Raw genomic sequence first — 26,895 nt, forward strand, 5'->3', positions numbered from 1 at the left:
ACTCTTCAAGGGTTCTGACCTGATGGGTTGTTCTGGCGCTGCTGCTGCAACTGCCGGCGGCGGGCTTCGATGCGTTCGCGGATGGCCTGCAGTTGCTGCGACGACGGCGCCGGCGCGGCCGCCGGTTCGCTCGCCGGCGGCACGCCGTTGCCCGACTGCGGCGGTGGCTGCTGCGGTGGCGCGGCGGCGGTGGTGTTCTGCACGGGAGTGGCCGGCGCGTTGCCGCCGGACCCGGCCGCGGGCGGCGGCAACGGCGGCATGCCCGCCGCGCGCGCGGCCTGGCCCAGCGGCGTCGGCGGCTGCCCGCCCTTGCCGTCGAACACGCGCAGCTCCAGGGTCTGGCTGCCGCCACTGCCGCTGACCACGGCGCGGCGCGGTTCCAGCGACAGCAGGCGCCAGCCCTTCACCGCCTCGCCGCCTTCCTGCAGGCGCAGCGATTCGCCCTGCTCGGTGGTCAGCGTGGCCATCTTGAAATCGTCGGTGAGCAGCACGCCGGTCAGGCGCACGCTGGGCGCGGCGGCCTGGCCGTTGTCGGCGCTGAGGAAGAACGGGTGCGGCCGGCGATCCTCGGCGAACACCGGGCGCGCGGCGATCTCGGCGTAGCGCGAATAGTCGCCCAGGCGCTGCGGCGCGGCCGCCGGCAGCGCCGGCAGGCGCTGGGTCATGGCCGGATCGTCGGGCAGCGGCACGATGCGCTGACCGAGGCCGGCCAGGCCCAGCACCCAGACCAGCAGCCCCCACAGCGCCAGCGTGGCCAGCCACACGCTGCGCAGGCCGATCGCTTCAATGCGCATCCGTGCCTCCCGCTTGCTGCGGCTGCGGCTGCGGAACGCTCGCCGGCGGCGGCGATGGCGCCTGCGCCGGCGCGGGTTCGCTCGGACCCGGTCCGGCTGGCGTGCCGGCATCCATCACCGGTGCGTTCGGCGGCGCAGTCGGCGCGGCGGCCGCATCCGGGACGGCCGCGCCCGGCGCGCCGGCGGGCGGCGCCGGCATCGCGTTCGGGCGCAGGTAGCCGGCCAGTTCGAAGGCCACGTCCAGGCCGTTGCCGCTCTCGCCCGGCGAGAGCTGGTAGCGCTGCGCCATCACGTTGAGGTTGTCCACGAACAAGGCCGGGGTGCCGCTTTCCAGCGCATGCAGCACCGCCGCCAGTTCCGGCGTGCCGCAGCGCAGCCGCACCTGCACCGCGACCCGGGTGAAGCGGTCGCGACGGTTGTCGGCGGCCAGCGGCGAGCGGTTGCTGATCGCGCAGCTGCGGTTGCCGGGGCTGGCGGTGGCGACCGCGCTTTCCAGGCGCTGCACCAGGCCGGCCGAGGCCAGTTCGGCCGAGGTCTCGCGCAGGAAGCCCGGGCGCGTGGCCAGCTCGCGTTGCGCCTGCTGCAGCCGCTGCGCCACCTGCGGCGCCTGCTGCAACTGCATGCGCACGCGCAGTTCGCGCTGGCGCAGCTCCTGGATCTGTGCATCGACCTCGCGCATCGGCACGGTCCACCACGGATGCACCAGCACCAGGTAGCCCAGCGCCAGCGCCGCCAGCAGCAACCCCAATGCCAGCCAGCGGTCGCGCTTATCGACCTGCACCGGCATCGGCGGCCTCCTTGCGCTTGGTCCCGGCCAGTTCGGCGGTGAGGGTGAAGCGGTCGCGGTGGGTGCCCGGATCGGCCTGCAGCACGCCGGTCAGCGAGGGCGTGCGCCACAGCGGCGAGCCTTCCAGCCGGCCGACCAGGGAGGACGCCTCGCTGCTGAGCCCGATCAGTTGCAACTGGTCGCCCTCCACCGAGAACTTCTCCAGGTAGGTGCCCTCGGGCAGGCGCTTGCTCAGTTCGTTCCAGATTTCCAGCGAGGTCGGACGCTCGGCGCGCAATTGATCGAAGAACGCCGCGCCTTCGACCAGATCGACCAGTTGCTGGCGCTGCGCGGCCACGCCGCGCGCGCGCTGCGCGCTGCTGTCCACCTGCGCGCGCAGCTGCTCCAGCGCCTCGCGGCGGTTGTCCAGCAACTGCCAGCCGGCGGCGAACAGCGCCAGCAGCGCGGTCGCGGCCAGGATCGCATTCCAGCGCCGCATCGGATCGGCGCGGCGGTGGCGCTGTTCCGGCGGCAACAGGTTCACCCCCAGCGGCACGCCGTCGGCGCCGGCGACGTCGACCCCGGCCAGGGTCGGGCGCAGCGTGGCGGCGTGTTCGTGCAGGTCGTCCAGCACCCGGCGCGGCGCCACCACCAGGTCGGCGTCGAGCTGGGCGTCGTCGCGCCGCGCGCCGGGGCGCACGTCGTAGACCACCTGGTCGGCCTGGAACGGCGTCTGCCGATCGATCTCGAACCGGACCACGTCGCGCAGATGGTCGGCGGCCGCGGCCGGCAGGCGCAGCGTGCGCCGCAGCGCGGAGTGCGCCGGCAGCATCCACACCCGCGGCAACGCCGCCAGGCGCGGGCCGAGCACCGCGTCCAGGTCGGCCGCCAGCAGCGGCCACGGCAACGCCAACGGCGCGCCCAGATCGGCGCCGAGCTGGCGCGCGACCAGCAACTGCTCGCCCTCGCGCCACAGCAGCAGCCGCGCCTGCGACCAGCCCAGCTGCACTTGCCAGCGCGGCGGCAGCCACGCCATCAGCGAACGCTGCCACCAGGCCAGCAGGCCCCCGGCACCGGGCGCGATGCGCACGCCGAACTTTTCCATGGTGTCGCGCCACGCAGTCATCGAACGGTCGATCCCTCTTCCCATCGCAGCACAGTGTAGGCGGAGCCCGGTAGCGCCGACGAGCCTGGGCGCACCACGGCGCGCAGCACCGCCTCGCGTCCGCTGCCCAGCCGCGCGCGGCTTTCGATGCTGTAGGTGCCGCCGCCGGCGCCGAACGCGGCGGCCTGCGCCGGATCGCTGCGCTCGCGCTGCGCCAGCACCTGCTGCGCGTCCAGGCCTAGCGCGGTCAGCACCGGCGCCGGCGCGAAATCCGGCGCCGGGCGCGAGATGCCGCTGTACAGGGTCAGGTTGGGCAGCAACTTGGCGTACAGGTCCGCGTCCATGCCGAGTACCAGTTGCAGTTCGGCCAGGCTTTCGAACGGCGCGTCCTTGGCCCCGTACGCGCGTCCGGCGGCGGCGTAGTCCGGGTCCTCGGCGCCGCCGTTGGGCTGGCTGAGATTGTCCGGATCGCGCCAGTCCACGATCGCCGCGGCGATGGCGTCGGCGCGCTGCGGATCGCCGCCGACCGCGCGCACCAGCGCCGCCAGCAGCGGCGCGTCGGCCAGGTTCAGATCGACCTTGCCGCTCTCGTCGGTGATGCGCAGGTCGACCGTGGCGCCTTCGTACTGCCAGCGATAGCGGCGCCCGTCCACGCGCCAGCCGGGCTGGGTCGGGGTGCCGGCGAGCCGGGTCAGCGCGTATTCCAGCCCGGCGCGGGCGCGTTCCTGCGCCGCCGCGCCGTCGCCCAGCACCTTGCCCTGCAGGCCTTCGGTGCGCGCGGTCAACGCGAACGCGCCGATCAGCGCGGTCAGCAGCGCGATCAGCCACAGCACCAGCACCAGCGCCGCGCCACGCACGCGGACCGCGCTCATTGCCGCGCCTCCGCGCCGCCGGCCTGGCGCAAGGCCACCACCAGCGGCGGCCAGACCGTGCCGTCGTCGCTGCTCAGTTCGATCGAGACCAGCAGCGGCAACCGGTCGGTCGTCTCCCAGCGTTCCTGCCACGGACCGATGCTGCCGCGTTCCGGATCGATGCCGCGGTAGCGGAAACGCACCTGGCGCAGGCCCTCGGCCAGCGGCTCGGGCGCGCGTGGCTTGCCCTCGGCGATCTGCTTGCCGGCCTGCACCTGTACCAGCGCGATGGTCAGGCGCTGCTGGCCGCGGTCGCCGCTGACGCCGAGGTCGTGCAGGTAGGGGCCGCCGTGGCCCAGGTAGTCGGGCAGATCGGCGACGAAGCGCATGCGCTGCGGCTCGCCGACGAAGCGCACCGGCTGCAGCGTGCTGCTGTCGATGTCCAGCGCCATGGGCTGCGCACCGCTCAGGCGCCGGCGCAGGAAGCCTTCCACCGCGCGCATGCGCTCGCTGCGCCCGGCGATGGTTTCGCCGCGGCCGCTGATCGCGGTGGCCGAGCGCAGCGTGGCGAAGGCCAGGGTCAGGCCGCCGACCAGCAGCACCGTGGCCAGCAGCACTTCGATCAGGGTGAAGCCGCGCGCGGCGGTGCGTCCCGGCGCGCGACTCATTGCGGCACCCCGACGTTCTGCGCGCTGACCAGGCGCAGCGTCTTCCATTGCAGCGCCTGCGCCGGGGCGTCGCCCCAGCGCACCTGCAGATTCAGTTGCAGCAGGGTCGGCGCGCCCGGCGTGATGGTCGGGTCCGGCGGGCGCCGCGCGTCGACGTACGGCGCCACGTCCAGGGTCCAGCGGTAGCGGCCCTGTTCGAAGCTGCCCTGCTCGCGACCGGGCTGCAGCGGCTGCTCCACGCCCTGCGCGGCCAGCAAGGATTGCGCGTACAGCGTGGCGCGGCTGAGCTGGTCGGCGCGCTGCACCTGGCGCGCGGCGCCGGACAGCGAACCGAGCAACAAGGTCAGCGCCAGCGCCAGCAACGCGAACGCCACGATCACCTCGATCAGCGTGTAGCCGCGCTGCGCCTTCATGGCATGCCCTGCTGCTGCGGCGGACGGCCGACCTTGACCTCACCGGTCAGCCAGGCCACGTCGATGCGCCAACTGGCCTTGCGCGTCTGCAGCTCGATGCGCCCGCCGGTGGCCGCGCCGTCCTCGAAGAACTGGATCGCGCCTTCGTCGTCGCGGCGCTGCGCCTGGCGCGCGCCGGTGAAGCGCACCGTCAGCGATGGCGGGATCTCGCCGTGGCGGCCGTTCGGCGCCTGCCAGCGATGCGCGCGCGGATCGATCAGGAAGCGCTGCGGCTGCCCGGTCGCGATCGCCTGCGCGCGCGTGTAGCGCAGTTGCGCGGCGATCTCCTTGGCCGACGAGCGCAGGCGCATGCCGTCGATGCCGCCGGTGAGTACCGACGCGGCCAGCAACGCGGCGATCGCGATCAGGCCCACCACCAGCAACATCTCCAGCAGCGACACGCCGCGCATGCGCATGCGCGCGCCGGCGCGCGCATGCGGGTCGCCGCGGAGGCTGCGGGCAGGGGCCTGGATCACGGCGCCGGGATCACGGGTTCTTGATGTCGGCGTTGTAGCTGCTGCCGCCGGGCTGGCCGTCCTTGCCGAGGCTGATCAGGTCGTACGGCTTGCCGTCGCCGGGCACCCTGTACTCGATCGGGTGGCCCCACGGATCGTTCAGGTCGCTGGCATTGGCGTACGGGCCGAGCCAGCCGCTGACGCCGCCCGGCGCGGTGACCAGGTCGTCGAGCTTGGACGGCAACTTGTTGGTGTCGAGCTGGTAGTTGTCGATCTTGCCGGCCAGGGTCTGGATCTGCGACTTGGCCAGATTGGCCTTGCCGCGGTCGGCGCCGCCCAGCACGCGGCTGGCGACCAGGGTCAGCACCGCGCCGATCAGCACGATGACGATGATGATTTCCAGCAGGCTCATGCCCGACTGGTGCGCGGCGGAGGGGGAACGGGTCAGGGAGCGGAGGCGGAGAGTGCGCATTGCATCGGATCCTTGCGGTGAAAAACCTTTATGTAGCCGAACGCGGCGCCGATGGCCGCGGTGGCGGGCCGCTCGTGCAGCCGCGCTTCATGCACGTCGGTCCCGGCGTGACCGGAACCATGGTGCGCGGTGGCGATGCCACTGTCATGTCAGTGGCCTTGCCGGGGTGGCGGACTGGGGGCCAGGCCCTGCTTGGCCGGGCGTTCGGCGCCGCATGCGCCATGGCGTGTAGCGCGGATGCTTCCGGCAACGCCGCTGTCGTCCATGGCGTTGCGTTACCGGCTGCGGACACACCGGCCCGGCCATCCATGGCCGGGCGTTCGGCGCCACATGCGCCATGGCGCATGAGCGTGGCACCTCACCCAATCGCATTGGTCAGGTCGTACAGCGGAACGAGGACGGAAATGATCACCAGGCCCACGACCGAGGCCAGGACCAGGGTGATCAGCGGCACCAGCGCGGCGAGCATGCGGTCGATCGCCTGCGCGGTTTCCTGCTCGAAGGTGTCGGCGGTCTTGAGCAGCATCGTGTCCAGGGCGCCGGATTCCTCGCCGACCTGGATCATCTGCAGCGCCAGGCGCGGAAAGCGCTTGCCCTTGGCCAGCGACACCGACAACCCATGGCCGTTCTTGACGTCGTCGGCGGCGCCACCGAGGTCTGCGGTCAGCGCCAGGTTCGACAGCACGTTGCGCGAGATGCCCAGCGCGGCCAGCAGCGGCACGCCGTTGCGCAGCAAGGTGCCCAGGGTACGGGTCAGGCGCGCGGTTTCCAGCCGCACGATCAGCCCGCCGACGAAGCGCTGCTTCAGCAACCAGGCGTCGAACGCGGCACGGAAGGCCGGATCGCGGCGCTTGCGGTCCACCGCCAGCGCCAGCACCGCCGGCACGATCAGCAGCACGATCCACCAGTCGCGCACGAACAGGCCCACGCTCAGCACCGCCTGGGTGAACCACGGCAGGGCCACGTCCAGGCTCTCGTACATCTGCGCGAACTGCGGCACCACGTAGCCGAGCAAGAACAGCAGCGCGCAGCCGACCACGCTGACCAGGATCGCCGGATAGATCAGCGCGTTGATCACCCGGCCTTTCAGTTCGCGGCTGCGTTCCAGATATTCGGCCAGCCGCTGCAGCGTGTCGTGCAGATTGCCGCCGGCCTCGCCGGCACGCACCATGTTGATGTACAGGCGCGAGAACAGCCCGTGCTGGCGCTCCAGCGCCACCGACAACGGCGCGCCGCCGCGTACCGCGTCGCGGATGTCGCCGACGGTGCGCTTAGAGCGCTCGTCCTCCGGCAGTTCCAGCAGGATCGACAGCGCGCGGTCCAGCGGCTGGCCCGCGCCGAGCAGGGTCGCCAGTTGCTGGGTGAACTGCACCAGCGCGGTGCCGTCGAACGGCTTGGGCCGGAACAGGCTGCGCAGCGAGGTGCCGCCGCCCTGCGCGGCGAGCCGCGCCTCCATCGGCATGTGCCCCTGTTCCTGCAGGCGCAGCGCCACCTCGGCGTCGCTGGCGGCCTCCATCTGGCCTTCCAGGATCTCGCCGTGCGAATCCAGCGCCTTGTAGCGGTACAGGGGCATCAGGGCTGGGAATCGGGAATGGGGAATCGGGAATCGGCAAGCGCATCGTGCGCGACCCCGGCGCAAGCGCGCGGTTGCCGCCAACCGATGGCGGAATGACCCACTGCCACAGCCGCGCCGCGTGCCGCGCGCATCAGGTTTCCTCCGTCACGCGCAGCACTTCCTCGATCGTGGTCTGGCCGCTGAGCGCCTTGCTCAGGCCGTCCTCGTACATGGTGCGCATGCCGGCCTCGCGCGCCAGTTGCTCGATCTCGCCCATGCCGGCGTGGCGCATCACCGCGCGCCGCAGCGCGTCGTTCATGACCAGGAATTCCATGATCGTGGTGCGGCCCAGGTAGCCGGTCGGCGCGATCGCCGACGGCCGCGGGCGGTACAGGAAGATCTCGCCGTCGGGCTGCAGCCGGCGCAGGTCGAACTTCTCGATCTCCTCCGGCGAGGCCGCATAGCGCTCGGCATGGGTCGGCTCCAGCCGCCGCACCAGGCGCTGGGCGAGGATGCCGTTGATCGTGGAGGTCAGCAGATAGTCCTCCACGCCCATGTCGAGCAGGCGGGTGATGCCGCCGGCGGCGTTGTTGGTGTGCAGGGTGGACAGCACCAGGTGGCCGGTCAGCGCCGACTGGATCGCGATGCGCGCGGTTTCCAGGTCGCGCATTTCGCCGATCATGATGATGTCCGGGTCCTGACGCACGATGCTGCGCAGCGCATGCGAGAAATCCAGGCCGATCTGCGGCTTGGCCTGGATCTGGTTGATGCCCTCGATCTGGTACTCGACCGGGTCCTCGACGGTGATGATCTTGACGTCGGCGGTGTTGAGCTGGCTCAGCGCGGTGTACAGCGTGGTGGTCTTGCCCGAGCCGGTGGGACCGGTGACCAGCAGGATGCCGTGCGGCTGCTCCAGCACCCTGCGGAACTGCGGCAGGAACGCATCGGTGAAGCCGAGCCGGTGGAAGTCGAACACCACGGTCTCGCGGTCGAGCAGGCGCATCACCACGCTCTCGCCGTGCGCGGTCGGCACCGTGCTCACACGCAGGTCCAGTTCCTTGCCCTGCACCCGCAGCATGATGCGGCCGTCCTGCGGCAGGCGGCGCTCGGCGATGTTGAGCTTGGCCATGATCTTGACGCGGCTGATCACCGCCGCGGTCAGGTTGGCCGGCGGGCTCTCGCCGTCGATCAGCACGCCGTCGACGCGGTAGCGCACCTTCAGCCGGCTCTCGAACGGCTCGATGTGGATGTCCGAGGCGCGCAACTCCACCGCGCGCTGGATCACCAGGTTGACCAGGCGGATCACCGGCGCCTCGGAGGCCAGGTCGCGCAGGTGCTCGATGTCGTCGGCGGCGACGCTGTCGCCGTCGGCGGTTTCCACGATCGCGCCCATCGCGCTGCGGCCCTGGCCGAACCAGCGCTCGATCAGGTCGTCGATCTCCGAGCGCAGGCCGATCCGCGGCACCACCTGCAGCCCGGTGGCCAGGCGCACCGCGTCGGCCGCATAGGGTTCGTGCGGATCGGACATCCACAGTTCCAGCGCGCCGTCGCGCTCGCCCAGCGGGCACACGTGGAACTGCTTGAGGAAACGCAGCGACAGCGGCTGCGCCTCGGGCAGGTTCTCCGGCGCGGTGGCCGGCAATTGCTTGGCATCGAGCAGCGGCAGGCCCAGGACCTCGGCGCTGACCTCGGCGTGGTCGCGCTCGGAGACCAGCCCCAGCCGCGCCAGCAGCGACAGCAGGCTGCCGCCGGATTCGCGCTGCAACTGGCGCGCGCGCAGCAGGTCGCCTTCCTTGAGCCGGCCCTTGGCCAGCAACGCATCGACGATGCGCGCCTCGGGCGTATCGGCAGCGGCGACAGTGTCCTTGACGAGCGCGTTCACACAATCCCTCCAGAGCGTGCGGCGACTTTAGCAGTTCGGCGCGACCTGCCGCCCACCCCGGTCGCGGCGGCCGCCGCGACTGTCTACGAGGCCACGGCTGCACGACGCACGGTCATCGGCATGACACGCGCGGTGCGCAGCATGGCCGATTGCGGCGCGGCGCGCACGGCGGCACGTGGCGACCACCGCTCGCTCACGCCCATACAGGACCGCCCAAGGCCGTGCCGATCCTCGCACGGCGCATCTGCGACAGGCGCTGCGGGAACAGGACGTTTTTGCCGCGCGGACGCAGAAGACCCGGCCGTAGCCGGGTCTTCTGGGTGACCTGCGGCGCCGCGAACGGCGCCGTCCTTCGCTCCCGTTACTGGCGAGCGACCAGGCTGACGCCGCTGTACGCCGTCGTGCCGACCAGCTTGATGTAGTACGTCCCGGCCTGCGGCGCGGTGAAGCGCACCGTCTCGTTGTTGCCCGGGCGGGCCGACTTAGCGTCGTAGCTGCTGCTAGTGGGCTCCTTGTCGAAGCTCACGTACAGCGACACGTTGCCGCTGCCGCCGTAGGTGAGGAAGCTCAGCACCGCGCCGGCTTCGGCCTGGAAGCTGTACAGCGTCTCGTTGCCGGCCGCGCCGGTCAACCCGGAGACCACGACCTTGTTGGTCAACGCCGTCGCCGGCGGCGCGCACTGCTCGGTGTCCGGATCGCACGGCTCTTCCAGCGCCTTGGCCAGCGCGGCCTTGGCGTCGAGGATACCGGTGCCGATCGGCGTGCTGGTCGGGATCGACACCGGGAACGGACGCGCGGTCTGCTTGAGCAAGGTCTCCAGCGCGGCCGGAGTCAGCGGCGCCTTGTCCGCGGCGATCAGCGCGCTCTGCACCAGCGCCGCCACCGCGGCCACGTGCGGCGAGGCCATCGAGGTGCCGCCCAGGCCCATGTAGGTGTAGTTGCCGGAGGTCGGCGTGGTCGTGCCGCTGTAGCCGGTCTGCCAGATGTAGCCGCCCGGATTGCCGTCGACGCTGCCGCCGCCGCCCGGGCCGGACAGATCGACCTTGGCGCCGTAGTTGGAGTAGTAGGTGATGCCGCCGGTGATGCGGGTGGCGCCGACCGCGATCACGTTGTCGCAGCTGGCCGGGCTGAAGTTGGCGGCATTGCCGCTGCTGTTGCCGGCGGCCACCACCACGGTGGTCCCGCGCGACACCGCGCCGTTGATCGCGTCCTGGGTGGCGCTGTCGCAGGCGCCGCCGCCGCCCAGGCTCATGTTGATGATCTCGGCCGGGTTCTGGTTGGCCGGCACGCCGGCCACGGTCCCGCCGGACGCCCAGACGATGGCGTCGGCGATGTCGGAGGTGTAGCCGCCGCACTTGCCCAGCACGCGCACCGGCAGCACCGTGGCGTTGGGCGCCACGCCGGCCATGCCGACGCCGTTGTTGGTGGCTTCGGCCACCGTTCCGGCCACGTGGGTGCCGTGCCAGGAGCTGTCGTCGGCCAGCGAGCCGGCGTAGCACTCGTTGTCGTTCTCGACCCAGTCGCCGTAGTCGAGCGCGCCGGGCACGCGCGCGTCGGTCGGACGCCGCGAGGTCTCCGCGTCGGAGATGAAGTCGTAGCCCTGCAGCAGGTTCACCGCCACGTCCGGGTGGTTCGGCAGGATGCCGGTATCCAGCACCGCGACCACCACGCCGTCGCCCTTGGACACGTCCCAGGCCGACGGCGCATTGATGCCGCCGGTGGCGTTGCTGTAGTGCCACTGGTACTGCGCGTACAGCGGATCGTTGGGCACCAGTTGCGGCTGCACCTGCGTCTTGGCCCGCAGCAGTTCCACCGGCCGCAGCTTGGCGTCGACCTGCGCGTACTTCACCGCCGGGTCGGCGGCGATCTCCGCCACCACCTTGTCCAGGTCGGCCTTGCTCAGCTTGCCGGTCAGGCGGATCAGGTCCGCGCCGATGCCCAGGGTGCGCACGTACTCGGCGCGCACGCTGGCCGCGGCCGCGCGCGAGATGCCGTTGCCGCCGCCGAGGCTGGCGCGGCCCACCGCCGACTGCACCGTCGACAGCTTGGCGCTGCGGTCGCTGGCCGCGGCGGTGCCGGCGTTGTAGCGCACCAGGATGCGGTTGGAGGTCACCGCGTCGGCCGGCGCGGACGCGCTCGGCTCCTTGACCGGCAGCGACGACGCGGCACCGGCCGCGTACGCGCTGGACGCGCCCAGCGACATCATCAGCATGGCGGCGGCGATGGCATTGATACGGGGATTTTGCTTGTCGATCACGTTGACGTCCTCTTCAAAGTTTCGTGGATCAGGCGACAGTTGCGGCCGTAGAAGAACTCCTTTTTCCCGAATCCGTTGGCCGGCCCAGCCAAGGTCCTTTGGTCTGCCCCCTCAGGCCATGTCTGTGACGGACGGCGGCGCTTGCCGCCGTCCGCGATGCCTCACCAGCCGAAACCGGCGCCGATGCCGACCGAGCTGTCGTCGCCGCTGAACGCGCCGCCGATGGTCAGCGTGGCGCGGTCGCTGAAGGCGCGCTGGTAGCCCACCGACAGCGCCGACTCGCCGTTCTGGAAGCCGACGCCGGCGCCGACCCGGTTCTGGGTCCGGATGCCCGCGGCGCTGGTGGCCATGTTGAGCATCGCCGCGCTCATCGCGCCCTGCCGGTCGATGCGGCGGTCCTGGTCGCGCAACCGCGCATCCACGTCGCCGCGCAGCACATCGAAGCTGTCGGCCATGGTGTTGAAGCGCGTGTCGGTGTACGCCTTGGCGGTAGCCACGCCGTTGTCCAGCTGGCCCTTGTTGACCGCATCGGTGGCGCGGGTGCCGGCGGCGACATTGGCGACCTGACGCTCGTTGCCGGCGCTGCCCACCGACACCGTGTTGGCGCGGTCGGCGACCGAGCCCTGGCCCAGCGCGACCGCCCCCTGCGCCGTGGCGCTGGCCCCCTGGCCGAGCGCGGTGCCCGAGGCGGCGCTGACGCTGGCACCCTCGCCCATCGCCACCGCGTTGGTCGCCACCGCGGCGATGTGGCTGTTGGCGCCCACCGCGGTGCTGCCGTCGGCGTTGACCTTGGCGTTGCTGCCGATCGCGGTGTCGTTGGGGCCGTGCGCATAGGCGCTGCCGCCGATCGCGGTGCCGGTGACGTCGTTGGCGCGCGCGGCGGTACCGACCGCGGTGGCGCCGCCGCCGGCATCGGCCACGGCGCTGGTCCCGACCTGCGCGGCGGACGGGCTGCCCGACACAGTGGCCGTCGAAGTCCCCGCCTGCGCCGTGTCCTGCGCCGCCGCGGGCGCCGCGACCGTGGCGCTGGCCATCCGCGCACTGCGCGACACGCTGGCCGTGCCCGTGCCACGCGCATCCAGCTCGCTGACCTTGGTGTCCAGCGCGGCCAGCGCATCGCCGACGTTGCTGTAGCTGGCGCCCTGGATCAGGTAGGTCGGCGCCACGAACACGCCTTGCGCGCCAAGCCCGGCACCGCCACCCAGGAACGCGGCCATGTTGCTCAGCGACTGGTACAGCTGGCTGCCGTTGATCGCCTCGGTGCTGCCGGCGGCGACTCTGCCCGCGGTCAGGTTGACGATGCGCCGCGTGGCCGGGCCGCCGCGGCCGTTGCCGCTGCCCAGCGACACCGTGTCGGCCTCGTAGACGCGCGAACCGGCACCCAGCGCGACCGCATTGTCGGCCGACACGCCGGCGTTGGCGCCGATCGCCACGCCGTTGCTGCCGCTGTTGCGGACGAAGCTGTTGTAGCCCAGCGCCACGCCGTTCTCGCCGATCGCATTGGTCTGCAGGCCGATCGCGGTGCTGCGCGCGCCGCTCGCCGAACTGCTGGCGCCCGAGGCGGTCGCGCCGGCGCCGCTGGCGACGCTGGCCACGCCCAGCGCGGTGCTGCGCAGGCCGCTGGCACTGGCGCCGGCACCGGCCGCGGTGCTGTTCGCGCCGCTGGCGCTGGCCACCCCGCTGCCCGAGCTCTGGAACGCCGCGCTGGTTTCGCCGGCGGCCGCGGCCACCGCGTCGAGCTGCGCCTTGTTCACCGCATCGTTGGCGTTCAGCGCCGCACCGACATTGGTGATGCGGCGCGTGGCCGGCGCACTGACCCCGTTGCCGCCGCCCACCGACACCACGTTGGCTTCGCTGGCGCGCGAACCGGCGCCGAGCGCGACGCTGTTGGCGCCGTTGGCCCAGGCGCTGGTGCCGAGCGCGGTGGCGTTGATGCCGCTGTAGGCGTACGCGTCCTGGCCGATCGCGGTGCCGCCCTGCACGGTCGCCCAGGCGAACTGGCCCACCGCCGTGGCCTGCGCCGCGGTGGCCCAGGCCGAGGCGCCGAGCGCGGTGGCGTCCTCGCCGGTGGCGCGGGCGCTATGGCCCAACGCCGACGCGTACGCGCCGGACGCGGTGCTGCCCCAGCCCAGCGCCGAGGCATAGTCGCCCGCCGCCGCCGCGCCGTAGCCGAACGCGCTGGTGCGGGTGCCGCTGGCGCTGCTGAAGGCACCGACCGCGGTGCTGTAGTCGGTCGCGGCCTCGGCCTTGTAGCCGCTGGCGGTGGCCTGCACGCCGCTGGCGCTGGCGCCGGCGCCGCTGGCGCTGCTGAACGCAGCGGTGGCCTGCGCGCCCGCGCCGAGCGCGGTGGCGCCGGCTTCGCTGGCGGTGGTGGTGCCGTCGAGCAGCACATTGCCGTCGGCGTCGGTGTAGTACAGCGAGCCGCCGATCGCGGTGCTGGACTCGCCGGTGGCGGTGGCGTTGTAGCCGGACGCGGTGGCGTACTGCGCGCCGGCCAGCGCGCCGCTGCCGAACGCCGAGGCGCCGGTGCCGTAGGCGTTGGACGCCTCGCCGGCGGCGGTGGCGTAGTTGCCCTCGACGTAGCTGCCGACGTCGTCGGCGGCGGTGTCGCCACCGCTGGCCTTGAACTGCTTGCCGGTCGCGTCGGCCGATTGCTTGACCGCGTCCAGCTGCGCGACGTTGACCGCGTCGGTGGCCTCGGTACCGGCGGCGACGTTGGTGATCTGCCGCTCGCTGCCGGCGCTGCCCACCGACACCGTGTTGTCGCGGTCGGCCTCCGACGCCGCGCCCAGCGCCACGCTGTTGCTGGCCGAGGCATAGGCGCCGTAGCCGAAGGCGCTGGAATCGCTGGCGCTGGCGTAGCTCAGGCTGCCGATGGCGGTGCTGAAGTCGGCGGTGGCGCCGGCGCCGGCGCCGAACGCCGACGCATTCGCACCGGACGCCTCGGCCGGAATCAGCCCGAAGAACGAGGTGCCGCCGACCGCCACGCTCTCCTCGCCGGAGGCCACGCTGTACTCGCCCACCGCCACGCTGCCGCTACCGGAAGCGGTGGAGGACACGCCGACCGCGGTGCCGTAGCTGCCGGAGGCGAGCGCGCCATAGCCCAGTGCCGAGGACAGGTAACCGGTCGCCTCGCTGTAACCGCCCAGCGCGGTGGCCCCGGTGCCCGAGGCGGTGCTGCGGAAGCCGGTGGCGGTGGCCTGGTTGTCCGAGGCCACGGCCTCGTTGCCGACCGCCGTGGCGTAGGTGGCGCTGGCCTGCGCGCCGGCACCGCTCGCAGTGGCCCCGATGTCCGCAGCCAGCGCGCCATTGCCGATGGCGATGCTGTCCTGGCCCAGCGCCTGGCTGGCACTGCCCAGCGCAACCGCGTCGCTGCCGCTGGACACGGCGTTGAAGCCGATCGCGGTGGCCCCGGCGGCCAGCGCATTGGCGCCGCCGCCGAGCGCGGTGCTGCCGTCGCCGATCGCGTTGGCCGCTTCGCCGGCGGCCAGCGCATCGTCGCCGTCGACCAGCGCACCGGCATCGCTGGCGTCGCTGCCACTGGCCTGGAAGTACTTGCTGGTGGTTGCGGCGGTCTGCTTGACCGCGTCCAGCTGCGCCACGTTGACCGCGTCGGTGGCCTCGGTGCCGGCGGCGACGTTGGTGATCTGGCGCGCGTTGCCGGCACTGCCCACCGACACGCTGTCGGCGCGGTCGGCGACGGAACCCGCGCCCAGCGCCACCGCATTGGACGCGGTCGCCTCGCTGCCGGCGCCGATCGCCACCGCGCTTTCCGCATCGGCCAGGCTGTTGGTGCCCAGCGCGATCGTGTTGACCTGATTGCCCAGCGCCTGGAAGCCCATCGCCACGCTGTAGTTGCCGTAGCCGAACGCGCCGCGGCCGACCGCGGTGGCGCTGAGGCCCGGCGCCCAGCTGTTGAAGCCGACCGAGGTGGCGCCGCTGCCGCTGGCCCAGGCGCCGGTGCCAAACGCCGAGGCGTTGGTGCCGGTCGCCCACGCCGAAGCGCCGAACGCCGAGGCGCCATCGGCGGTGGCCCAGGCATAGGCGCCGCTGGCGGTGGCGTCGTCGCCGCTGGCCCAGGCGTTGTCGCCCTGCGCCAGGCTGTAGCTGCCGGTCGCGCGCGCCTTGTAGCCGCCGGCGGTGCTGTGGTCGCCGGTGGCCTGCGCGCCGTAGCCGGTGGCGGTGGCCTGCGCTCCGGTGGCCTGCGCACCGGCGCCGAGCGCGGTGGCGTTCTCGCCGGCGTTGGCGCCGATCAGTTGCGCGTTGCCGTCGGCATCGACGATCGGCTGGTTGTACTGGTCGAAGGCCTGGCCCTGGCCGCCGATCGCGGTGGCGCCGGTCCCGCCGGCGCTGCTGCCGTTGCCGAGCGCGACGGCGTTGTCGCCCATCGCCGCAGCGCCGCTGCCGTAGGCGGCCGCGCCGGCGCCGTAGGCATTGGCCGCATCGCCCGCGGCCAGTGCGCCCTCGCCGTCGGCATAGGCGCCGACCGTGCCGCTGCCGCCGGCGGTGAAGAACTTCGCGGTGGACTCGGCGGTCTGCTTCACCGCGTCCAGCTGCGCCACGTTGACCGCATCGGTGGCCTGGGTACCGGCGGCGACGTTGACGATCTGCCGCTCGCTGCCTGCATCGCCGACCGACACCGTGTTGGCGCGGCGGGCGACCGAGTTCGCGCCCAGCGCCACGCTGTCGGCGGCGAGCGCGGTGCTGTAGTAGCCGAGCGCGGTGCTGTTGGCGCCGCTGGCCCAGGACTCGGCGCCGAGCGCGCTGGCGAAGGCGCCCGGCGCATAGGCGAAGTAGCCGAGTGCGGTGCTCTCCAGGCCGGACGCCTCGCTGAGGCTGCCGTTGGCGACGCTGTAGTCGCCGGAGGCGATCGCACCGGCGCCGAACGCCGCCGCGCTCTGCCCGCTGGCCTGGGTCTGCACGAACAGGCCCAGGCCCGGGATCAGGTCGGCCGGACCGCCCACCGCGACGCTGCTGGCGCCGGTCGCCGCGCTCTGCGTGCCGACCGCGGTGGCGTAGTCGCCGCTGGCATTGGCCACCGCGCCGAACGCGGAGGCCTGCGCGCCGCTGGCGTAGGCGCCCACGCCCACCGCCGAGGCGGCGAAACCGCCGGCATCGGCGCTGGCGCCCAGCGCGGTGCCGCCGACCCCGGCGCTGGTGGCGCCGGTCTCCACCGCCACCCCGCCATTGGTGATCAGCGGATCGCCGTTCTCGTCGACCGCCACGCCGCCCACCGCCACCGCCGCCGGCCCGGTGGCCTGCGCGTTGGTGCCGAACGCGGCGCTGTTCTGCCCGGCCGCGACCGCGCCGCTGCCCACCGCGGTGGCGCCGCTGGCGAGCGCGTCGGCGCCGCCACCGAGCGCGGTACTGCCGTTGCCGATGGCGTTGGCGGCTGCGCCGGCGGCGAGCGCGTCGTCGCCTTCGACGTAGGCGCCGGCGTCGCTGGCGCTGCTGCCGCTGGCCTGGAAATGCTTGGCGGTGGCGTCGGCGACGCTGGCGACCGCATCGAGCTGGTCGCGGTTCACCGCGTCGGTGCCCTCGGTGCCGGCGGCGACGTTGGCGATCTGGCGCTCCTTGCCGGCGCTGCCGATCGAGACCGTGTCGGCGCGATCGGCGGTGGAGCCCTGGCCGAGCGCGACGCTGCCGCTGGCCGCGGCCTTGGCGCCGTAGCCCAGCGCGGTGGCGTCGTCGGCCTGCGCCCACGAGGCGCCGCCGAGCGCGGTGCTGGAGTCGCCATCGGCCGAACTCAGCCAGCCGATCGAGGTGGAGAACGCGCCGTTGGCCCAGGCGCCGGCGCCGAACGCGGAGCCGCCTTCGCCCTGCGCCTCGGTGGCGAAGAAGCCGAGCACGCTGCCGCCGACCGCCGTGCTGGATTCGCCGCTGGCCAGGCTCGATTCGCCCACCGCCACGGCGCTGCCGCCGCTGGCATTGGCGCCGTAGCCGAAGGCGGAGGCGAAATCGCCGCCGGCCTGGCTGAAGCCGCCGGTGGCCGTGGTGGCCAGACCGCTGGCCGCGGCCGAGAAGCCGCTGGCCGTGCTCTGCACACCGTCGGCGCGCGCGGCGGTTCCCAGCGCGGTGGAGAACGCGCCGTTGCCCTGCGCGCCGGCACCGAACGCGCTGGCGCCCTGCGCCGCGGCGCTGGTGGTGCCTTCCAGCAGCACTTCGCCGTTCTCGTCGACGATGGACAGCGCACCGCCGACCGCGGTCGCCGAGGCGCCGGTCGCGGTCGCGTTGCTGCCCACCGCGGTGGCATTGCCGCCGATGCTGGTGGCGCCGCTGCCGAGCGCGCTGCTGCCGTTGCCGATCGCATTGGCGGCTTCGCCGGCGGCCAGTGCGTTGTCGCCCTCGACATAGGCGCCGGCATCGCTGTCGGCGCTGCCGCTGGACTGGAAATACTTGGCGGTGGTGTCGGCGGTCTGCTTGACCGCGTCCAGTTGCGCCACGTTGACCGCGTCGGTGGCCTCGGTGCCGGCGGCGACGTTGGTGATCTGGCGCTCCTTGCCGGCGCTACCGACCGACACGCTGTCGTCGCGATCGGCCACCGCATCGGCGCCCAGCGCCACGCTGTTCTCGCCCTGGGCGACGGCGGCGTTGCCCAGCGCGGTGCTGTTGCGGCCGGCCGCATTGGCGAAGCCGCCGATGGCGGTCGCGTAGTCGGCGTCGGCGCTGGCGGCCAGGCCGAGCGCCGCGCTGGCGACGCCGGTGGCGACGCTCTCGGCACCCAGCGCGGTGGCGCCGGTGCCTTGGGCGGTGCTGTAGTAGCCGAGGGCGGTGGATTCCAGGCCGCTGGCTTCGCTGAGCGTGCCGCTGGCCACGCTGCCGTCGCCGCTGGCGTTGCTGGCCGCGCCGGTGGCGGTGCTCTGCTCGCCGCTGGCGCTGCTTTCGGCGCCGACCGCGGTCGCGTAGTCGCCGCTGGCGCTGGCGCCGTCGCCGATCTGCAGTGCTTGCGCGTGCGCCGCGGAAGGCAGTGCCGCCGCGCCGGCGCCCAGCGCCATGGCGATCGCGGCCGACAGCGCCAGCCCCTGCGCGCGCCCCGACCTGCCTTCACGGACCACCTGCCCGCGGGCGTCGCCGCTGGCCAGTTCCGAGGCCACGGTCCACATGCCCAATGCCTTGTTCCAGACCTTGCGATAAATCCGATTCATCGACTGCTGCTCCTCAAATAGGCTGGTTTTTGGTCAGAAAAGCCACCCTCGCCCGGCATTCCAGCCGGCCGACCCCCTGTCGGTATTTGGCGCCGCATGCCCTGGAACCTCGGGGCGACCCGCTTGCGCGAGTCGCGGCTCGGTGCGCGTTGATGAACCGAGACGAAATGCGGAACTGTCTCGAGTGTTAACCCCGTATCTCGAGTACGTCAAGTTTTTGACTTAAATCCGCGCAATCAGTGATGCAAACCTCAAAAATGCAAATTAATTGTTAACTTTTGGATAAAATTCAATCAAAACAAGACATTCCGCCAAATTCCCGGCACGTCACTTGCCGAGCGTTGACGCCGAGCGGTGGCGGCATTCGCTGTCGCGCCAAGGGTTTGACTCGTAGCCGGGCATGCAGGGACAGGCGTCCCGGCCGCGCTCGACGCCCGGCTGCCTGCGGCCGTGCACAAGCGCAACTGCGCAGATCGCGGTCGCTGTCCGGGAGCGGCGGGGCGCGGGCGGTGCGGCGGGCACTGGGCGCGGACTGGGTGTTTTTCAGCCGGCGGGAGGCTGTGGTAGCGACTGGCGAGGGCGACTCGCGGAGGTTAGTGCACGAGGCTGCGCCCGTACCCTCATCCGCCCTTCGGGCACCTTCTCCCGATGGGAGAAGGGAACAGCCGATCGCCCCTCTCCCATCGGCAGAGAGCTTGGGGTGAGGGTCCGGCGCGAAAGCGACTCGCGGAGCTGGGCACACGAGGCTGCGCCCGTACCCTCATCCGCCCTTCGGGCACCTTCTCCCGATGGGAGAAGGGAACAGCCGATCGCCCCTCCCCCATCGGGAGAGAGGTTGGGGTGAGGGTCCGGCGCGAAAGCGACTCGCGGAGTTGGGGACACGAGGCTGCGCCCGTACCCTCATCCGCCCTTCGGGCACCTTCTCCCGATGGGAGAAGGGAACAGCCGATCGCCCCTCTCCCATCGGCAGAGAGCTTGGGGTGAGGGTCCGGCGCGAAAGCGACTCGCGGAGTTGGGGACACGAGGCTGCGCCCGTACCCTCATCCGCCCTTCGGGCACCTTCTCCCGATGGGAGAAGGGAACAGCCGATCGCCCCTCTCCCATCGGCAGAGAGCTTGGGGTGAGGGTCCGGCGCGAAAGCGACTCGCGGAGCACAGCCGCCTTCTGCCTTCCGCCTTCCGCCTTCCGCCTTCCGCCGCAGCGCCGCAGCGCCGCCAGCAGCGGACGCGGCTACGCGCCGCTCAACCCACCCACACCCGCGCGTTGCGGAACATGCGCAACCACGGCGAATCGTCCGCCCAGCCTTCCGGATGCCAGCTGAGGTTGAGCGAGCGCGGGGTGCGCTCGGGATGCGGCATGAGGATGGTCACCCGGCCATCGTCGCTGGTCAGGCCGGTGATGCCGTCGGGCGAGCCGTTCGGGTTCAGCGGATACCGCTGCGCGACCTCGCCGTTGCCGTCGACGAAGCGCAGCGACACGCGCGCGGCGGCCTGGTCCACGGCGCTGTCGAACTCGGCGCGGCCTTCGCCATGCGCCACCGCCACCGGGATCCGAGAGCCGGCCATGCCGCGCAGGAAGATCGACGGCGACTCCACCACTTCCAGCAGGCTGGTGCGCGCCTCGAACTGCTCGCTGCGATTGCGCAGGAAGCGCGGCCAGTGCTCGGCGCCGGGGATGATGTCCTTGAGCTGGCTGAGCATCTGGCAGCCGTTGCACACGCCCAGGGCGAACGTGTCCGGGCGCGCGAAGAACGCGGCGAACGCATCGCGCAGCGCCGGCCGTTCCAGGATCGAGGTGGCCCAGCCGCGACCGGCGCCGAGCACGTCGCCGTAGCTGAAGCCGCCGCAGGCGGCCAGGCCGACGAACCCGGCCAGGTCCACGCGGCCGGCGATCAGGTCGCTCATGTGCACGTCGAAGGCGCGGAAGCCGGCGCGCTCGAACGCGTTGGCCATCTCGATCTGGCCATTGACGCCCTGCTCGCGCAGGATCGCCACCTTCGGCCGTTCGCCGCTGGCGACGAACGGCGCGGCGACGTCCTCGGCCGGGTCGAACACCAGCTTGGGCCGGAGCCCCGGCGCGGCGAAATCGCGCGCCACCGCGCGTTCCTCGTCGGCGCTGTCGGGGTTGTCGCGCAACGTCTGCATCGCATGGCTCACCGACCACCATGCATCGAACAGCTCTTCCCAGCGCCATTCGGCCAGGGTCTTGCCGGCCAGCCCGACGCGCACCGCCGCAGCCGTGCTGGGGCGGGCGATGCGCTGCGCGCATTCGGTCAGCGCATGGCGCTCGATCAGGTCGGCGAACGCGGCACGGTCTTCGTTGGCGACCTGCACCACCGCGCCCAGTTCCTCGTTGAACAGGCTGCGGAACGGATCGTCGCCCCAGGCATCGAGGGTGATGTCCAGGCCCTGCCGCGAGGCGAACGCCATCTCGCACAGCGCGGCGAACGCGCCACCGTCGCTGCGGTCGTGATAGGCCAACAGCAAGCCGGCCTCGCGCGCATCGCGGATCAGTTCGAAGAACGCGCGCAGCCGCTGCGCATCGTCCAGGTCCGGCACCGCGCCGCCGAAGGCGGGCAGCCCGCCCTCGGCATGCACCTGCGCCAGCACCGAACCGCCCAGGCGCTGCTTGCCGCCGCCCAACCCGATCAGCCACAGCTCGCTCTCGGCCTCGCGCGCCAGCAACGGCGTGAGCTGGCTGCGGGCATCGGCGACCGGCGCGAACGCGGAGACGATGAGGGAGACGGGCGAGACGCTTTTGTGCGTGGAGCCGGGAGTGGAGAATGGGGAATCGGGAATCGGAGAAGCGGTGTCGTCGGTGTGGGACGCGTCGCGCGTTTCCCGATTCCCGATTCCCGATTCCCGATTCACGGCGGTGACCGCCCACTGCGCCTGCATCGACAGCGAGTCCTTGCCCACCGGGATGCTCAGGTCCAGCTGCGGGCACAGTTCCATGCCCACCGCCTTGACCGCGGCGTACAGCCGCGCATCCTCGCCGTCGTGGTTGGCCGCGGCCATCCAGTTCGCCGACAGCTTGACCTGGTCCAGCGCCTGCACCGGCGCCGCGCACAGGTTGGTGATCGCCTCGCCCACCGCCATCCGCGCCGCCGCGGCGGCGTCGAGCAGGGCCAGCGGGGTGCGCTCGCCGATCGCCATCGCCTCGCCGGCGTGGGTGTTGAACCCGGCCAGGGTGATCGCGCAGTCGGCCAGCGGCAGCTGCCAGGGGCCGATCATCTGTTCGCGCGCGGTCAGCCCGCCGACGCTGCGGTCGCCGATGGTGACCAGGAAGCTCTTCGCCGCCACGGTCGGATGGGCCAGCACACGCAGCCCGGCCTCGCGCAGATCCAGCGCATCGGTATCCAGCTCCGGCCAGCGCGGCGCCGGCGGCTGCCGGGTGTCGCGGTGCATCTTCGGCGGCTTGCCGAAGAGCACATCCATCGGCAGATCGATTGGGTGCCGGGAATGGGGAGTGGGGAATGGGGAATGGGCAACAGCGGGGTCTACCTGCTTTTCACCATTCCCGATTCCCGATTCCCCATTCCCGCCGCCGAGGACACCGTACCCCACGACGAGCCGTTCCTCGGCGGTCGCCACGCCCACGGCGGCGAACGGACAGCGCTCGCGTTCGCAGATCGAGGCGAATTCGTCCAGGCGCGCCTGCGGCACGCCGAGCACGTAGCGCTCCTGCGATTCGTTGCACCACAGCTGCATCGGCGACAGCGACGGGTCGTCGCTGGGCACGCGGTCCAGGTCGATGCGGCCGCCCACGCCGGAGTCGTGCAGCAGTTCGGGAATGGCGTTGGACAGGCCGCCAGCGCCGACGTCGTGGAACCAGCGGATCGGGTTGTCCGCGCCCAGCGCCACGCAGCGGTCGATGACCTCCTGCACGCGCCGCTCCATCTCCGGGTTGTCGCGCTGCACGCTGGCGAAATCCAGGTCCTCGGCGCTGTCGCCGGAGGCCACCGAACTGGCCGCGCCGCCGCCCAGGCCGATCAGCATCGCCGGGCCACCGAGCACGATCACCGCATCGCCGGGCTGCAGCTTGATCTTCTCCACCTGCACGCGGTCGATCGCGCCCAGGCCGCCGGCCAGCATGATCGGCTTGTCGTAGGCGCGGGTCAGGTCCTGCGTCTCGGGCAGCTCGAAGCTGCGGAAATAGCCGAGCAGGTTGGGCCGGCCGAATTCGTTGTTGAACGCGGCGCCGCCGAGCGGGCCGTCCAGCATGATCTCCAGCGCCGGCGCCATGCGCGGGTTCAACGGGCGCGCGCCCTCCCAGGGCTGCGGCAGCGTCGGAATGCGCAGGTGCGAGACGCTGAAACCGGTCAGGCCGGCCTTGGGCTTGCCGCCACGGCCGGTGGCGCCCTCGTCGCGGATCTCGCCGCCGGCGCCGGTGGACGCGCCCGGGAACGGCGCGATCGCGGTCGGGTGGTTGTGGGTCTCGACCTTGATGCAAAACGCCGACGGCGTCACCGCCTCGCTGCGGTATTCGCCGCTGGCCGGATCTGGGCGGTAGCGCGCGGCCGGATGCCCTTCCACCACCGCCGCGTTGTCGCTGTACGCGCTGAGCGTGTGCTGCGGGGTCTGCTGGTGGGTGTGCTTGATCATCCGGAACAGCGAGCGGTCCTGCTCCTTGCCGTCGATGGTCCAGCTGGCGTTGAAGATCTTGTGCCGGCAGTGCTCGGAATTGGCCTGCGCGAACATCATCAGTTCCACGTCGGCCGGATCGCGGCCCAGTTCGCCGAAGCGCTGGCGCAGGTAGTCGATCTCGTCCTGCGCCAGGGCCAGGCCCAGGCGTGCGTTGGCCGCTTCCAGCTGGTCCAGCGCGATGCGCTCGACCTCGCCGCGCGGCGGGGCGTCGAACAGCGCCTGCGCCTGCGCGGCGCCGTCCAGCAGCGACTGCGTCATCGGGTCGTGCAGCAGCTTGGCCAGCGCGGCCTGATCGGCCGGCGCCTCGGGCCAGCCGGCCAGATCCAGGCGGGTGCCGCGCTCCACCCGGCGGATCGCCAGGCCGGCGCCGCGCACCAGCTCGGTGGCCTTGCTCGACCACGGCGAGCGCGTGCCCAGCCGCGGCACCACGTAGCGCGAGCAGGTCCCCGCCTCGGCCTGCGCCGGCGCGTCCTGCGCCTGCAGGATGCGCCGCGCGACCGCGATGTCCACTGCGGCGTCGGCCGCGCTGTCGATGAAGTAGACGTGCCAGGCACCGGCGATGCGCACGCCGGGAACGAGGGACTGCAGGCGGGTTTCGAGCCGAGCGCGACGGAACGGCGAAAGGGCGGAAACGCCCTCGAGGACGATCATGTCCGGGGAACCGTGTGAGGAAACGGGCTGGCTATTGTAGCTGGAGAGCTGGGAATGGGGATTCGGGAATGGGGAATGGGAAACAGCCGGGGGGGGGGGGGCGGACAGGGCGTCGGCTGCGGAGAAGTCAGCCGTAGCGGACTGGCCTCAGCATCGGGACAGCAGGAATGGCAACGGGCGGTGGCCTGACAGGGCGTCGGCCGCGGGGCAGTCAGCCATTCAACAGCGGGGAATGGAGAAGGGGGATCGGGAATGGGAGGCCTGCAGCGGACGGGGCGTCGGCTGCGTAGAAGTCAGCCGTAGCGGACTGGCCTCAACATCGGGACAGCAGGAATGGGAACGGGCGGTGACCTGACAGAGCATCGGCCGCGGGACAGTCGGCCGTAACGGACTGCCCTCGCACCGAAAGCGGGATTGCGGATCCAGCGGTGGGAATCAAACAGCCGACGCTCTCGATTCCCTATTCCCTATTCCCCGCGCGCGGCCCTTAGCGGCTTCCGCCAGCCTTCGTCGCTTCCGCCGCGCGCTTGTCCAGCGCCTGGCGCAGCTGCGCCGGCGGCAGGTAGCCGCCGAGCTGGGTGCCGTCCGGGGCGAAGATCGCCGGGGTGCCGTTGACGCCCAGGCGCTGGCCCAGGTTGTACTGCATGGTCACCGGGTTCTTGCAGTTGGCCGCCGTGGGCACCTTGCCGCTGGCCTTGGCGTCGGTCAGCGCCTTCTTCTTGTCGGCCGCGCACCACACCGCGACCATGTCCTTGTAGTCCTGGCTGCCCAGGCCCATGCGCGGGAACGCCAGGTACTCCACCGCGATGCCCTGCTTGTTGAGCTCGGCGATCTCGCTGTGCAGCTTGCGGCAATAGCCGCATTCGATGTCGGTGAACACGCTGATGGTGTACTTGGGATTGGGCGGCGCGAACACGATGCGCTCGGCATGCGGCGCCGATTCCAGCAACTTGCGGCGGTAGCTCAGCAGGCCCTCGCTGGAAGCGAACTGCTTCTCCTGGATGTCGAACGGCTGCGCCTGGAACAGATAGCGGCCGTCGTCGGACACGTACAGCACCTGCCCGCCGACCACCACCTCGCGGAAGCCCGGGAACGGGGCGGCGCCCATGTAGTCGGGCTTGAAGTTCGGATCCAGTTGCAGCAGGGCCGCGCGCACGCGCTGCTCGCCGGGCGCGCCGGCGGCGGGAGCGGCCGGCTTGGCCGCGGCGGCGGCGCCGGTCGGGGGCGCCGGCTGCGCGCAGGCGGAAAGGGAGGCGGCGCCCAGCAGCGCGCAAAGAGCAAAACGGAGCATTGGCTATCCATCAGGGCTGCGAATCGGCCGGATTGTCGCATACCCCCGCGCTCGCTCCATGTAGACAGGCTGAGCGGTCCGCGGCGCGGCGCTGGCGCCTCAGCCGCGGGGATGATGCTTGCTGTGCAGCTTCTGCAGGTGTTCGCGCGCGACCAGGGTGTAGATCTGGGTGGTGGATAGCGAACTGTGGCCGAGCAGCATCTGCAGCGCGCGCAGGTCGGCGCCGCGGTTGAGGAGGTGGGTGGCGAAGCTGTGGCGCAGGCCGTGCGGGCTGACCGCGGCCGGATCGATGCCGGCCAGCGCCGCGTAGCGCTTGACCAGGCTCCAGAACTGCTGCCGGCTCAGTGGGCGTCGCGCCGCGTCGATGAACATCGGCACGCGGCCGTCGCTGGCCGGGACCGCCTGCCCGGCCGCCAGCGCCGGCCGCGCGCTGTCCAGGTAGCGCTGCAGCCAGTGCTGCGCCTCCTCGCCCAGCGGCACCAGGCGTTCCTTGCTGCCCTTGCCGGTCACCCGCAACACGCCCTGGCGCAGGTTCACCGCGTTGGCCGGCAGTTCGACCAGTTCGCTGACGCGCAACCCGGCCGCGTACATCAGCTCCAGCATGGCGCGGTCGCGCAGCCCGGCCGGATCGGCCGTGTCCGGCGCCGCCAGCAGCGCGTCGATCTGGCTTTCGGCCAATGCCTTGGGCAACGAGCGCGGCAGCTTGGGCGGGTCCAGCAGCGCGGTCGGATCCTCGCTGCGCTCGCCGCGGCGCAGGCGCAGGGCGAAGAACGCGCGCAGCGACGACAGCCAGCGGGCGTTGCTGCGCTGCGAATAGCCCATGCGCGCGCGCCAGGCCAGATAGTCGAACAGGGCCTGGCGATCGGCCCCGGCCAGCCCACCGCCGGCGCCGTCGCGCCAGCGCGCGAAGCCCTCCAGGTCGCGCCGATAGCTGTCCAGGCTCTGCCGCGCCAGACCTTGCTCGGCCCAGGCCACGTCCAGGAACTGCTGGATCGCGGCCGCATCGGCGTCGCGCAGCGGGGCGAGCTGCTGGGCCTGCTGGCGGCGTTCGGCGGGGGTGCGGAGTTCTGGCATTGGCGGGCTTGGGGGGTCGGGAATCGGGAATCGGGAATCGGGAATCGGGAATCGGGAATCGGGAATCGGGAATCGGGAATCGGGAATCGGGAAAAGCCTAGCGTCCGTGCGGCGGGACGCAAGGGTGAGACGCGACGGGCGGTGACGCGTCCGCGGCGCTGCCGCTAAGCTGTGGCGATGCCCGCCACGCCTGCCGACGCCTCTGCCCGCCCCCGTGCCCTGCTGCCGTGGCGGCTGCTGTCCCTGTTCTACGACGCCTGGCCGGTGCTGGCCCTGTGGTTCGTGATCTCGGCGCTGTTCACCCTCGGCTACACCCTGGACGGCCACGCGCCGCGCGAGAACATCGCGCCGTTCAGCGCGCTGCAGTGGTTGCTGTGGCTGTGCTGCTGGGTGGTGTCCGGGTTGTACGCGACGCTGAGCTGGCGCCGCGGCGGCCAGACCCTGGGCATGCGCCCATGGCGACTGCGTCTGCAGGCCGCCGACGGCGGCACGCCGCGCTGGGGCGCGCTGTGGCTGCGCTATGTGATCGGCACCCTATCGCTGCTGCTGGGCGGGCTGGGCTTCTGGTGGGCGCTGTTCGATCGCGAGCGGCTGACCTGGCACGACCGTGCCAGCGCCACGCGGCTGGTACGGCTTCCGAAGCGAAAGCCCTGACCGTATCCATCGACGCGCGGCGCGGCACGTCCAGCGACATTGGCACGTCAGAACCGATGCGGCACGACCACGCCAGCGCCACCGGGCTGATTCGCCCCCAAGGCAACACTCTGATTGCAATCGCTGCGACCTCGGCACCACAACCAATCGTGTCTGCCGGGCAGTCGAGGCGTGGCT

At 72.1% G+C, this 26,895-nt stretch carries 16 protein-coding genes; 1 reads left to right on the forward strand and 15 read right to left on the reverse strand.

Annotated features, from left to right (window positions below; genetic code table 11):
• Positions 1–5 precede the first annotated feature (5 nt).
• The 15 genes from xpsN to xerD form a co-directional block, all read right to left on the reverse strand.
• Positions 6–794: a type II secretion system protein XpsN gene (xpsN, locus tag AB3X07_RS19055; protein ID WP_369940331.1), complete on the reverse strand. Its 789-nt coding sequence runs from the start codon at positions 792–794 to the stop codon at positions 6–8.
• On the reverse strand, positions 784–1,581 hold the full coding sequence (gene gspM, locus AB3X07_RS19060; protein ID WP_369940333.1) for a type II secretion system protein GspM: 798 nt from the start codon (positions 1,579–1,581) through the stop codon (positions 784–786). The genes xpsN and gspM overlap by 11 nt, the downstream gene beginning before the upstream one ends.
• Complete coding sequence (locus AB3X07_RS19065; RefSeq protein WP_369940334.1) at positions 1,562–2,686, reverse strand: PilN domain-containing protein; 1,125 nt, start codon at positions 2,684–2,686, stop codon at positions 1,562–1,564. Before AB3X07_RS19065 ends, gspM begins: the two co-directional genes overlap by 20 nt.
• Positions 2,683–3,537: a general secretion pathway protein GspK gene (locus AB3X07_RS19070; RefSeq protein ID WP_369940335.1), complete on the reverse strand. Its 855-nt coding sequence runs from the start codon at positions 3,535–3,537 to the stop codon at positions 2,683–2,685. The genes AB3X07_RS19065 and AB3X07_RS19070 overlap by 4 nt, the downstream gene beginning before the upstream one ends.
• The gene (locus tag AB3X07_RS19075) at positions 3,534–4,184 is read right to left on the reverse strand and encodes a type II secretion system protein J (RefSeq protein ID WP_369940337.1); all 651 of its coding nucleotides are present in this window, start codon (positions 4,182–4,184) and stop codon (positions 3,534–3,536) included. Before AB3X07_RS19075 ends, AB3X07_RS19070 begins: the two co-directional genes overlap by 4 nt.
• Complete coding sequence (xpsI, locus tag AB3X07_RS19080) at positions 4,181–4,597, reverse strand: type II secretion system protein XpsI (protein WP_369940338.1); 417 nt, start codon at positions 4,595–4,597, stop codon at positions 4,181–4,183. The genes AB3X07_RS19075 and xpsI overlap by 4 nt, the downstream gene beginning before the upstream one ends.
• Complete coding sequence (gene xpsH, locus AB3X07_RS19085; RefSeq protein WP_369944813.1) at positions 4,594–5,052, reverse strand: type II secretion system protein XpsH; 459 nt, start codon at positions 5,050–5,052, stop codon at positions 4,594–4,596. The genes xpsI and xpsH overlap by 4 nt, the downstream gene beginning before the upstream one ends.
• Before the next feature lie 70 nt (positions 5,053–5,122).
• On the reverse strand, positions 5,123–5,563 hold the full coding sequence (gene gspG, locus AB3X07_RS19090) for a type II secretion system major pseudopilin GspG (RefSeq protein ID WP_369940339.1): 441 nt from the start codon (positions 5,561–5,563) through the stop codon (positions 5,123–5,125).
• 358 nt (positions 5,564–5,921) lie between these two features.
• Positions 5,922–7,136: a type II secretion system protein XpsF gene (gene xpsF, locus AB3X07_RS19095; protein ID WP_369940341.1), complete on the reverse strand. Its 1,215-nt coding sequence runs from the start codon at positions 7,134–7,136 to the stop codon at positions 5,922–5,924.
• 133 nt (positions 7,137–7,269) lie between these two features.
• The gene (gene gspE / locus AB3X07_RS19100; RefSeq protein WP_369940342.1) at positions 7,270–9,000 is read right to left on the reverse strand and encodes a type II secretion system ATPase GspE; all 1,731 of its coding nucleotides are present in this window, start codon (positions 8,998–9,000) and stop codon (positions 7,270–7,272) included.
• 361 nt (positions 9,001–9,361) lie between these two features.
• Positions 9,362–11,257 (reverse strand): S8 family peptidase, encoded by a 1,896-nt coding sequence (locus AB3X07_RS19105; RefSeq protein ID WP_369940344.1) that lies wholly within the window; start codon positions 11,255–11,257, stop codon positions 9,362–9,364.
• Between the two features lie 161 nt (positions 11,258–11,418).
• Positions 11,419–18,402 carry an ESPR-type extended signal peptide-containing protein gene (locus tag AB3X07_RS19110; protein ID WP_369940346.1) on the reverse strand — a complete coding sequence of 2,328 codons (6,984 nt, stop codon included), beginning with the start codon at positions 18,400–18,402 and terminating at the stop codon, positions 11,419–11,421.
• A gap of 1,241 nt (positions 18,403–19,643) precedes the next feature.
• Entirely contained in the window at positions 19,644–23,699 is a 4,056-nt protein-coding gene (gene purL / locus AB3X07_RS19115) for a phosphoribosylformylglycinamidine synthase (RefSeq protein WP_369940347.1), read from the reverse strand.
• Positions 23,700–24,186: 487 nt separating this feature from the next.
• On the reverse strand, positions 24,187–24,990 hold the full coding sequence (locus AB3X07_RS19120; RefSeq protein WP_369940348.1) for a DsbC family protein: 804 nt from the start codon (positions 24,988–24,990) through the stop codon (positions 24,187–24,189).
• A gap of 99 nt (positions 24,991–25,089) precedes the next feature.
• Complete coding sequence (gene xerD, locus AB3X07_RS19125) at positions 25,090–26,064, reverse strand: site-specific tyrosine recombinase XerD (protein ID WP_369940350.1); 975 nt, start codon at positions 26,062–26,064, stop codon at positions 25,090–25,092.
• A gap of 177 nt (positions 26,065–26,241) precedes the next feature.
• Here xerD and AB3X07_RS19130 point away from each other — a divergent pair, with 177 nt between their 5' ends.
• Positions 26,242–26,718 (forward strand): RDD family protein, encoded by a 477-nt coding sequence (locus AB3X07_RS19130; protein ID WP_369940351.1) that lies wholly within the window; start codon positions 26,242–26,244, stop codon positions 26,716–26,718.
• Positions 26,719–26,895: the final 177 nt, after the last annotated feature.

Origin of the sequence: Xanthomonas sp. DAR 35659, assembly GCF_041242975.1 — a bacterium.
In the GTDB taxonomy this organism is placed as follows: Bacteria; Pseudomonadota; Gammaproteobacteria; order Xanthomonadales; family Xanthomonadaceae; genus Xanthomonas_A; species Xanthomonas_A medicagonis.

Excerpts from the sequence above, each read along its gene's own strand:
- xpsN (WP_369940331.1), bottom strand. The coding sequence starts at position 794 with ATGCGCATTGAAGCGATCGGCCTGCGCAGCGTGTGGCTGGCCACGCTG.
- gspM (WP_369940333.1), bottom strand. The coding sequence starts at position 1,581 with ATGCCGGTGCAGGTCGATAAGCGCGACCGCTGGCTGGCATTGGGGTTG.
- AB3X07_RS19065 (WP_369940334.1), bottom strand. The coding sequence starts at position 2,686 with ATGACTGCGTGGCGCGACACCATGGAAAAGTTCGGCGTGCGCATCGCG.
- AB3X07_RS19070 (WP_369940335.1), bottom strand. The coding sequence starts at position 3,537 with ATGAGCGCGGTCCGCGTGCGTGGCGCGGCGCTGGTGCTGGTGCTGTGG.
- AB3X07_RS19075 (WP_369940337.1), bottom strand. The coding sequence starts at position 4,184 with ATGAGTCGCGCGCCGGGACGCACCGCCGCGCGCGGCTTCACCCTGATC.
- xpsI (WP_369940338.1), bottom strand. The coding sequence starts at position 4,597 with ATGAAGGCGCAGCGCGGCTACACGCTGATCGAGGTGATCGTGGCGTTC.
- xpsH (WP_369944813.1), bottom strand. The coding sequence starts at position 5,052 with ATGCGCATGCGCGGCGTGTCGCTGCTGGAGATGTTGCTGGTGGTGGGC.
- gspG (WP_369940339.1), bottom strand. The coding sequence starts at position 5,563 with ATGCGCACTCTCCGCCTCCGCTCCCTGACCCGTTCCCCCTCCGCCGCG.
- xpsF (WP_369940341.1), bottom strand. The coding sequence starts at position 7,136 with ATGCCCCTGTACCGCTACAAGGCGCTGGATTCGCACGGCGAGATCCTG.
- AB3X07_RS19110 (WP_369940346.1), bottom strand. The coding sequence starts at position 18,402 with ATGAATCGGATTTATCGCAAGGTCTGGAACAAGGCATTGGGCATGTGG.
- purL (WP_369940347.1), bottom strand. The coding sequence starts at position 23,699 with ATGATCGTCCTCGAGGGCGTTTCCGCCCTTTCGCCGTTCCGTCGCGCT.
- AB3X07_RS19120 (WP_369940348.1), bottom strand. The coding sequence starts at position 24,990 with ATGCTCCGTTTTGCTCTTTGCGCGCTGCTGGGCGCCGCCTCCCTTTCC.
- xerD (WP_369940350.1), bottom strand. The coding sequence starts at position 26,064 with ATGCCAGAACTCCGCACCCCCGCCGAACGCCGCCAGCAGGCCCAGCAG.
- AB3X07_RS19130 (WP_369940351.1), top strand. The coding sequence starts at position 26,242 with ATGCCCGCCACGCCTGCCGACGCCTCTGCCCGCCCCCGTGCCCTGCTG.